At 60.3% G+C, this 9,181-nt stretch carries 7 protein-coding genes and 3 pseudogenes; 5 read left to right on the top strand and 5 right to left on the bottom strand.

The genetic code is table 11. From position 1 onward, the window contains the following. Positions 1-262 precede the first annotated feature (262 nt). The gene (locus tag N826_RS37615; protein ID WP_044437613.1) at positions 263-952 is read left to right on the top strand and encodes a tyrosine-type recombinase/integrase; all 690 of its coding nucleotides are present in this window, start codon (positions 263-265) and stop codon (positions 950-952) included. 440 nt (positions 953-1,392) lie between these two features. Here N826_RS37615 and N826_RS37610 read toward each other — a convergent pair whose 3' ends face one another. After that, the gene (locus tag N826_RS37610) at positions 1,393-1,698 is read right to left on the bottom strand and encodes a hypothetical protein (RefSeq protein WP_147041291.1); all 306 of its coding nucleotides are present in this window, start codon (positions 1,696-1,698) and stop codon (positions 1,393-1,395) included. An 80-nt stretch (positions 1,699-1,778) separates the two neighbouring features. Then, entirely contained in the window at positions 1,779-2,714 is a 936-nt protein-coding gene (locus tag N826_RS37605) for a helix-turn-helix transcriptional regulator (protein ID WP_169789503.1), read from the bottom strand. A 441-nt stretch (positions 2,715-3,155) separates the two neighbouring features. On the opposite strand from N826_RS37605, the pseudogene N826_RS42570 reads away from it, so the two are divergent. Continuing rightward, positions 3,156-4,120: pseudogene (locus N826_RS42570) on the top strand (IS5 family transposase). 561 nt (positions 4,121-4,681) lie between these two features. Here N826_RS42570 and N826_RS37590 read toward each other — a convergent pair. Next, positions 4,682-5,710, bottom strand: a complete 1,029-nt coding sequence (locus N826_RS37590; RefSeq protein ID WP_044437608.1) for an IS110 family RNA-guided transposase — start codon at positions 5,708-5,710, stop codon at positions 4,682-4,684. Between the two features lie 441 nt (positions 5,711-6,151). Between N826_RS37590 and N826_RS42565 the strand changes: the two genes are divergently transcribed. Both N826_RS42565 and N826_RS43960 read left to right on the top strand, forming a co-directional pair. Then, the gene (locus N826_RS42565) at positions 6,152-6,955 is read left to right on the top strand and encodes a caspase family protein (protein ID WP_084721531.1); all 804 of its coding nucleotides are present in this window, start codon (positions 6,152-6,154) and stop codon (positions 6,953-6,955) included. A gap of 32 nt (positions 6,956-6,987) precedes the next feature. Continuing rightward, a complete protein-coding gene (locus N826_RS43960; protein ID WP_147041292.1) occupies positions 6,988-7,497 on the top strand; it encodes a hypothetical protein in 510 nt (169 codons plus the stop codon). A gap of 642 nt (positions 7,498-8,139) precedes the next feature. On the opposite strand, the pseudogene N826_RS37585 reads toward N826_RS43960, so the two are convergent. Further along, positions 8,140-8,505: pseudogene (locus tag N826_RS37585) on the bottom strand (transposase family protein); the annotation flags it as partial. Between the two features lie 140 nt (positions 8,506-8,645). On the opposite strand from N826_RS37585, the pseudogene N826_RS42560 reads away from it, so the two are divergent. After that, a pseudogene (locus N826_RS42560) lies at positions 8,646-8,765 on the top strand (helix-turn-helix domain-containing protein); the annotation flags it as partial. A gap of 115 nt (positions 8,766-8,880) precedes the next feature. Here the strand turns inward: N826_RS42560 and N826_RS37580 are convergent. Continuing rightward, the coding region (locus N826_RS37580) for a transposase domain-containing protein (protein WP_044437607.1) at positions 8,881-9,181 on the bottom strand (301 nt) is incomplete at its 5' end.

The raw sequence follows: 9,181 nt of genomic DNA, 5'->3' as shown, positions 1-9,181 counted from the left end.
CTCGCCGATCTTACCCGGCTATGGGAGGCGCTGCACGGGGGCAAGGTCAACGGGCGCCTGTTCGCCGGCTGGTGCGCCGGGTGCGGCCTGTCCTGGCTGCCGGCCGAACCAACCACCGTCGCCGCTTTCATCGAGGCCGTCGGCGCCTCGCGCAAACCCGCCACGATCAAGCGCTACCTCGCCAGCATCGCCGCCTGGCACGCCGCCGCCGATCTGGCAAACCCCTGCCGATCGCTGACCGTCAGGATGGCGGCCCGCGCCCATGCCCGCGCCCGGAGCGTGCGCCAGCGCCAGGCCAACCCGGTCGGGCAAAAAGGAGATCGACGCGATCCTGGCCGCGGTCGGAAGCGGCGCCCAAACGCCCCACCGGGACCTGATCGGTCTGCGCGACAGCGCCGTGCTGCTGGTCGCCCGCGATACCCTGTGCCGGGCCAGCGAAGTGGTGGCGCTGCGTTGGGAGGATCTCGAGGACGGCGAGGACGGCGAGGGCTTGATCCTGGTGCGCCGGTCCAAGACCGACCAGGAGGGCGCGGGCGCCGCCAGGTTCCTGGCGGACGACACCATGCGGGCGCTGGCGGCCTGGCGGGCCGCGATCGGCCGTGCGATCGATCCCGCGACCGGCGCCGTCGTCCCGCCCTCGCCCTTCGTCTTCCGCCACCTGTCGCCCCGCGGCTACGGTCCGGCGCTCAGCCCGACCTCCTATGCCGCGATCGTCAAGGCCCGCAGCGCCAGCATCGGCCTGTCCGGCGCCTACAGCGGCCACTCGACCCGGGTCGGCGGCGCCCAGGACCTGGTCGCCGCCGGCGAGGACCTGCCGGCGGTGATGCAGGCCGGCGGCTGGAAATCCCCGGCGATGGTCGCGCGTTACACCGAGCGCCTGCAGACTGGTCGCGGCGCGGTAGCGCGGGTCAGGCGCCGGCGCCGGGCCGGGACCCCGGTCGGTGACGCGTAACACGGTGAACCATCCGGCGCCTGCCATAGCAGGGGCTGGGGGGCACCATATCGGGCGATGACCCTGGACATCAGCGTGACATGGGTTGCTCAAAGCGCCGGCAGCTTGCTGCGCCCGTGCCCAGCCGTCGAGATCGCTGCTACGGACCAGGTACATGTTCCAATTTAACAACAACATACCTGGCTAGATCAGCCTGCTTGCGCAGGATCCTGGCACTGAAGCGTACCTTCTCTGACTTCATCGTTTGAACGCCCCAGGCGAAAGATGTGTCTCCGGCCAGCGTACTGCACGTATCGGCCCGATGCCAACCGAAGGTCATGGCAGCGTGACGCAAACTACACGACCTCCGGCAAACCCGGTGCGGTTCCATCCTTGCATCGCGCGGGTTCTACCGCCGTCTGATCCGACGACCCTTATGTTTCAGAGTCTGTTCGTAGATGTTAGGCACTGGTTTTCTGGGCCGCAAGGCGTATCAGGCGGCGGGACAGGATGGAAACGAAGGCGATCTCAATGAAAGCGATGAGGTGAGCTTCTGTCCGCTCAAAGATAATATTCAACCGGGGGTAGCAGTTAATCCAGACTAGCGAGCGTCCAGCGACCCAACAAATCCCCTCTGGAATGAAGGTTCCACCGTGGCCGCCGGCGCTGGGTTGGATGGCGATGCCGAGCGCCTCGCCGGCCTTGGACAGCCGCTGACCCCGATAGCTAAGATCGCCCAGGGCTGTCCCCTTGATCCCGATCAGCACCAGCAGGCACACCCCTCTGCGAACAGTTTCTGAGACTGCTATCAGCGCCGCTGTCCTCAGTCAGTGACGACCTCCCCTGCTCAACGGATCTGTATGCCCGTTGCCATGAGTAATCTGATAAGCTCGGCCTGTGAGGCCGTCGATGTTTTCGTAAAAATGTTCTTGAGGTGCGTTTTCGCGGTGTTGGTGCTAATGCCGAGACGATCGGATGCCACTCGGAGGTCACAAGTAGCGACGAATGCTTGCGCCAAGGCAATCTCTCTCGGAGTTAGTTTATAAAGCTGACGCAGCCGCTGATCGGGCACCTGCGGTATCGCACCCGGATCGTAGATGACGATGGCCGCCTCGGCCCTTGGTACGGCGGGCCATCGACCAGGTTGACACAGAGGATAGACAGTGATGGCATAGGCGCGGGTGCCCGACGGCCTTGGAAGACTGAGCGAGCCAGGAGTAGGAGGCAGCCCTTCGTCCCCTCCGACCACTGCGCGTTGTATCATAGTCAAGAGCCGCAATGTGTCGGTATGGCGGGCTGCTTGTATTCTGCTTCCGTCCAATGCCAACCCGTCACCGGCGCCGAGGACACTTACACCTGCCTTGTTTGCATATAACACACGGCCGGCGCGATTAACTAAAAGCAGTGCGCCGTGTAGGCGGTCAAGAACCGACTCTCTATTCGCCAGATCAGTCTCTAGCGTTCCTAATCTCGCCATTACGTCGGTCGCCAACCTTATATGCTTTGCTAGAGTCTTCACCAGCAATGTTTCACGATTGCCAAAGATGCCCGCGCGCTTTGATCGTGCAACGCCTAGCGCCACAATCTCGTTTTCCGACCGGTTGACGCAAGTTGCAATGCTATGCCAAAGATCTTGAGGTCGAAAAACGTCGTTGTAGTAGTCCATCACTGCGAAAGCAGCATCGCTTGACAGGGCTTCTCTGGGAATGACCTCAAAGACTGGGCCTACCAGCATGCTTTGGAAAATGGGGCTGCTTTCCGGTGTGTAGTAGCGCTCGCGCATTGCCGCTGAGGGAGTTGGATCTAAGCCAGCGTGGTAACTGAACCTTGATTGACCTGACGTGTCCACCCTCACGAGAACGGCGCCTTGGGAGTCCAACAGGTTCCGCATACCCTCTAGGACATCCGGCCATAGGTCAGGCGCCAAAGCTGCTTCGTGGATTGTCGCAATGAGGTCATTAATCCCGTCGCCAAACGTCATTTCAGCCTCTAGTGAAATCTTGCGAACAAACTAGGAATAACCTGAAGTTGTATAGTGAACAACTGGAGGGAAGAAGGCTACGGGCTAAATAGTGGTGTAAGACCAGATCTTGTCTCATCTCCTTACTCGGATGGGAGAAGAATCATAAGGACGATAGTCTGCGTTGGTGCACGGATGCTGTTGTCGCTCCTGCGAACGGGAGTCGATAAGAAGCCTGCCCCTTCCTGATCGCCTCGTCTGAGCATGCCGCACAAATACAATGCCGACCGCTGCCACCGGATTCCGAGAACCCGCTACAAGGTGACGAACTGGTCGACCTACGAGGCTGGCCTGTGCCAGCGTGGCTCGCTGACGATCTGGTTCACCGAGGAAGCAATCGCGGCTTGGCAGGCGGCGCCACAGACCACGCCGGGCGGTCAGGCGCGCTACTCGGATCTCGCTATTGAGACATCGTTGATCCTGAGGACAGTGTTTCACCAGCCGCTGCGCCAGACTGAAGGGCTGGTCGGCTCCTTGCTCGGGCTGATAGGGCTGGATCTGCCGGTGCCGGACCATAGCACCCTGAGCCGACGATCCAGGACGCTAGCGGTGGCTCCTCAGGCGCAGTCGGCGAGCGGCCCGGTGCATCTGCTGGTCGACAGCACCGGAATGAAGCTGAGCGGGCCGGGCGAATGGCTGGTTGAGAAGCATGGCACCCAGCGCCGCGCCTGGAGGAAGCTGCATCTTGCTGTGAATGCAAGACCGGCACGATCGTCGCCTCGACCCTGACCAGCAAGGAGGTCGACGATGCCGCCGAACTCGGCCGGCTGCTCGACCAAGCCGAGGAGCCGATGGCCGTGGTCGTCGCTGACGGCGCGTATGACCAGGATCGAGTTTACGATGCTGTGGCCGAACATTCCCCGGAGGCCGCGGTTATCGTGCCGCCGCGCGCCACAGCTGTGATCAGTCCGTCGACCGACACCGATCCAACCCAGCGCGACCGCCATAGCCAGGTCATTGCCGAGCAGGGCCGGATAGGCCGGCAAAAAACCTCGGGCTACAATGCGAGGGCCGGGGTGGAGGGGACGATAAGCCGATACAAGCGCATCATCGGCGACACCTTGCGCTCGCACACCCACCCGGCGCAGGAAGTCGAAACCCGCATTGCCGTCACCGTCCTCAACCGAATGCTCGATCTCGGACACCCGGAGTCTGTCCGCGCCGCTTGAAGATCACCGAACCAAGGAAGAAATCCGTGCTCTTCGGCCTCCATGCACCATCTATGGACGGCCCCCCGCCTTGCAAGAGTTTCCTGCAGCGTTCTGACGTTGAGAGTCGGTTGCTGCCATCTATCCGGCCTGTTGTGCAGCTTTCAGGCTGCTGGCCTTGATGAAGATCCGCGGGTCGACGCCCAATCAAAGCAACGAGCTTGGTGGCTCTCTGGTGCAGGCGGGTTTGGCCGATCCCGGTCGACCTGTGGTGTCATCACGCTGTCAGTCGCCCTCGCAAACCGAAGGAGAACCTGATGCGCCGCCCTCGGCGCCGTGACGGCTGCCGAGCCCGCGGCGCTGTCTCATCCTGTTCTTTCTCCCAATCCCAACCTCTTTGTTCGATCGGCGGAACCACCTCTCCGTCCCGACCTGTCTTTTCCAGGAGCGCCGCGCGCAGCGAACGGCAAGGCTGGCCCGCCAGGGCCACCACCGCAGGCGGCTCGGCCTTGCCGGAGCGAGCACGGTGCTATTCTGCCGTGGGTCGGGATCCCCAGTGCGGATGGTACCTTCATCGCTGCCTCACGCCGTCGCTGGTTCAGCCGTCACGGCAGGCTTGCGGTAGTTCTCACCGCGCGTCATCACGGCCCAGGTGATCCGGGCCAGCTTGTTGGCCAGCGCTACCACCGCGACGTTGACCGGCCGGCGCTTCAGCAAGCCGGCAAGCCAGGGTGACGTCGTGCCATGCCAGCGCATCACCGTTCGGGCGCCGTTCACCAGCATCCGGCGGAGATAGCCGTCGCCCGCCTTGGAGATGCCGTCCAGGCGTTCCTTGCCGCCGCTCGAGGTCTGGCGCGGCACCAGGCCGAGCCAGGCCGCCAATTGGCGGCCGGACTCGAAGACCGTGGCGTCGCCAATCGTCGCCGTCAGTGCTGTCGCGGTGATCGGGCCGATGCCGGGAACCGTCATCAGCCGCTGACACACCTCGTCCGTCTGAGCCTGCTCGGCCAGCCGGGCGTCGAGGTCCTCGACCCGACGTTCGGTGTCGCGCAGTTGGTCGACAAGACTTTGGAGAACGCTTCGCGCCAGAGCGGGAACCCGGGTATCCTCCAGGTCGGCCACCACGGCGCTCAGCTGCGCGACCTTGCCGGCGCCCTGGGGGGCGATGATGCCGAACTCGGCCAGATGAGCGCGTAGCGCGTTGATCAGCTGCGTCTTCTGGGCGACCAGCGTCTTGCGCACCTGGTGGATCGCCAGGGTGCTCTGCTGCTCCTCGGTCTTGACCGCGACAAACCGCATGCTCGGCCGCTGCACCGCCTCGCAGATCGCTTCAGCGTCGGCCCGGTCGTTCTTCTGCCGCTTCACGTAGGGCTTGACGTACTGCGGCGCCATCAGCCGCACCGTGTAGCCGAGCCGGGTAAGTTCCCGTGCCCAAAAGTGTGACCCGGCACAAGCCTCCATTCCGACCACGCACACGGGCAGGTTGGCGAACAACGCCAGCACGGCGTCCCGCCGTAGCCGCTTCGTCATAAGCACCTTGCTCTGGGCATCAACACCGTGAACTTGGAATACCAACTTCGCCAGATCGAGACCGATGAACGCCGTAGACATCGCACAATCTCCCTGATGAAAAACGTCCTGTCCGCTATATGGCGCTGCCGCGCCGGAAACGGGGGGGTCGTCCATCTCATCAAAGCATCTCGCCCACCCAAACAGAAAGCGCCTGCCACCTCCCTGACTTTCAAAACGGGCAGTAAGGCGGCCTCGTGGATCGTTGCAATAAGGTTATTGATCCCCTCGCTCAACATCCGTCCAGCCTCCGCACGATCCTATGGGCTAAAGCAACTCCAACCTTGAGTTGTACCATCTTCTTATTTAAGAAAAATACTAGATACTAATTAGTTTGTCTGACCAGACCTTGTCCCAATTTATCACCCGTTTGGGTGAGGAATCAAAGCTAGGACAGTTGTTAAATGGACCCCGAAAGTTGCTTGAGAAAAAACATCATCGCTGATTAGCTGTTTTGCCTTTCTCTGTTGTTGGAGAAATGAAATGCGCGCTATCGGAATACACCTTGGCCTGAATGCAGTAGATCCCGCACATTACATGGGCTGGACGGGCGAACTTACAGCGTGTGAGAATGACGCTAACGACATGGCGAATATTGCCAGATCAAACATGTTTGAGACAACTATACTTTTATCACGCGAAGCAACTAGTAATCGACTTCTACAAATGCTTGCAGGGGAAGCCGCAAGAATGATTTCTGGCGACATGTTGATACTCACAATAGCTGGTCACGGTACTCAGATTGTTGATGTTAACGGCGATGAGCCTGAAAGACGCGATGAAGCCTGGGTGCTGTATGATCGTATGTTGATTGACGATGAGATTTACACCGCGTTAGCCCAGTTCAATTCCGGCGTGAAAATACTCACTATCACCGACATCTGTCATAGCGAAACAAGCGTTCGCCTCCGACTTGCTTGGGAGCGACTGCGTTACCGGCCCCGGGAGCTTCCATATACCCAAGCCAGCAGAATAGTTTCTAAGCAATCGGCGCGTTATACGCGAGCGCTGTCGGCCTCTCAGCAACGTTCCCGCTCTGATCTCAGAAGCACTACGCTCTTGATGTCAGCGTGCAAAGACGAGCAGCTTGCACTCGATGGCGACCGCAATGGCCAATTCACTGGAACATTGAGAAATGTGTGGGCAGATGGTCACTTCAATGGTGACTATATTTCTCTGGTCAAGAAAATAAGGGAATATATGCCCCCCTCTCAAACTCCAGGACTTCTTGGTCTCGGCCCAAGTGTCAAGGAATTTGCAGCGAGGCGGCCATTTAGTCGTGGTTAACTATCAATCTTGCGCAACCTTAGGAGGTAGTAATGACCAGTCTTGTAGATGATACCACTACGACAACTTCGTTCGATGACATCAATGGAAACTGGAGCGATGTTCAGCGATTTCTCAATTCTCGTATGCGGGGTGGAACCGATTTAGATTCCTTAAGTAGATCAATTGATGCTAACGCTCGGGCTGCTCAAATTGAGATCTTCGGCGGAGAGGTGATAGTTCCGGCGACCGAGCAGAACCGAGGCACGGCTTCCGCTCCTACCCGCGGCGGCACTGTGGTAAGGGCTTTTTGGTGGGGCTTTCATATCCAGATCAGTCATGAAGACGTCCAAGGGGTAGTTAGCGCAATTGACGGAGCCAAAAGTCTGATTAGCGCAATCAGCCCAGCAGCTCCCGCAAAGGTGCGGCCGTTCCTCACACTTGCCCAAGTATTTTTAGATGCTTCGAAAGCAATTCTGGAAGCTCTCGATCGTGGAAGTGGTGTCTACATAAGCATGAGCTGGTTTGCTCCAGGAGTTTTTGTTCCTACTTCCGTTGTTTAAGAGCTGACAGAAGTATCTATTCGGCATCGACGTCCGGACTAGGGTGGCCTCCTAAATGCAAATTTCTTAGAGCCGGAACCGCTGCCTCTAATCCGCTCGAACTCTTTCGTTGTCGATCCTTTTAGTCGGATACTGAAGAAGCTCGAGCTCCACTCCCAGTGAAATGGCTCTACTCGGGTTTCATGGTGGCGAACACCAAGTTGAAGAGCCAATCGTGATTGCCATCTGTTAAGGTGACGGATGATGCCCATAGTAATGGTTTTGTCGGTTTTGGGCGAGTCCGTCACCAGCAGGAGGGCACGAGGCCGGTGTGACGTGTTGTACAGGTGTGGCCGGATGGCGTACAGAGCGATCTGTTTCGATGCTCCGGTTCTCGCTTCATGCCGCATGAATACACCGTTGACCGCCACCATGCTTTGCGGCGGAAGCTATGCGTGGAGAATTGCGGGGATGTCCCGGCCCATGTTGCAAATAGGCAGGCGTTGCTGATTAACGATGAGAGCGTCGAGAGATTGGGGGTGTCGCCTTCAGGTAGCTCCTCAAAACTGATGTCCAAGCTTGTTTCGCAATGGCTCGAATTGCTGGCACCCCCAATCTCTCGACACTCCCGATGCCGATGATGCGCGCTGGTGGTGCCGGTTAAACCGGAACAGCCCGGATCAGGCGGAGCAGCGTGTCACCGCTGACCGGCATGGCGAGCAGGCTCGCCAGTCGTGATCCCGGTTCATCGCCCGCGCCCAGGGCCAGGGAGCGCTGGACCTGGGCGAGCCGGACGGTGCGCCGTTTGCGATCTGGCGCCACCGCAGGCAGTCGCTCGGCGAAGATCCGGCGCGGGCAGCTCGACTGCGAGCAGCGGAAGCGGCGGATCTGAAGGGACAGGGAGACGATGCGGCCCATCAGGGGAAGGTCGGCAACAGGGCGGGTGTAGCGGCCGTGAACCCGTCCCGACGGCGTGGCGCATATCGGACAGCAGGCGATCAGACCGGAGGATCGGGCATGCACGGTGACGAGCCCGGAACTGACCTCGACAATGTGCATCGGCGTGGAAGAGTAGGCCAGTTTCTGGGGTGATCGGCGTCCAAAACCCGACCACCTCATGATCTGGCAGACTTCCACCCTGGATTGGACGACAGGGTGGCCATGCGAGGATGCTGACAGTGGAGACGATTGCACGTGTTCGACGGGAACACGCGAAGGGAAAGAGCGTTCGGGCGATCGCCCGGTCACTGAAGTTGTCGCGGGAGACGGTGAGCAAGTACCTGCGCTCGGGAGAGACGTAAACCAGCGACGAAGGCACCTACTCGAGCGCCGTCACGCGCGCAGATTCCCGATGGTGGGCAGCGGGAAGATTTGCCGATGGGTAGAGACCCCGGCGCGAACAGATCAGGCGGCGGCAGCGGCGTGAGGAGCGATGTTCATGCGGCCCGGATCGGCGGGATTGCCGGCGTCGGGCGGCCGCCAGTTGAACGGCAGCAGGGTATCGAGCGCCTGGATCTTGGTCCGTCCGACCCGGGCGATGACGTCGGTCAGGTAGGCTTCCGGATTGATGCCGTTCAACCGGCAGGTTTCCACCAGGCTGTAGATCACGGCGGCGACTTTGCCGGCAGCATCCGAGCCGATCACGTTCCAATTTTTCCTGCCGACGGCTATGCCGCGCAGTGGCACCGTCAAGTTGGCGGCGGGG

It is taken from the genome of Skermanella aerolata KACC 11604 (assembly GCF_000936425.1).
In the GTDB taxonomy this organism is placed as follows: Bacteria; Pseudomonadota; Alphaproteobacteria; order Azospirillales; family Azospirillaceae; genus Skermanella; species Skermanella aerolata.
Note: the sequence above shows the minus strand (reverse complement) of the source record. Positions and strands in the feature narration are given on the sequence as shown.